This window comes from Corynebacterium sp. p3-SID1056 (assembly GCF_025152525.1).
Lineage (GTDB): Bacteria > Actinomycetota > Actinomycetes > Mycobacteriales > Mycobacteriaceae > Corynebacterium.
The window spans coordinates 1-287 of the sequence record NZ_JALXXL010000030.1 but is presented as its reverse complement, the minus strand read 5'-3'; the positions used below and the strand labels follow the sequence as shown (position 1 = coordinate 287).

1 protein-coding gene is annotated in these 287 nt (G+C 55.7%); it reads right to left on the bottom strand.

Going from position 1 to position 287, the window contains the following annotated elements:
• On the bottom strand, window positions 1-287 hold a 287-nt coding region (locus M3G14_RS11635; protein WP_259926691.1), incomplete at both ends, for a hypothetical protein.

Here is a 287-nt window from a genome sequence, read left to right as displayed (position 1 = left end):
GGCTGCTGATCAGAACCGTTATCGTCCTTGTCCTTCTCGTGACCATTCACCGGCACCTCAACGTCAACCTTGCCGTCCGGCAGATCCGGATCCTCAATGGTCACCGTAATCGGACCATCAACATCGGTACCCGGCGTCACAACAACGTTGCCGTTGTCGTCAATCTCAACCGGGACGTCCTTGCCGTCCTCATCCTTCGCAGAAATCTTGGTGTCCTCGTCCGGGTTGGTGACCTTGACACCCGTATCCTGCGACTCATCAGTCGGATCAACAGGCTTCACATCAGA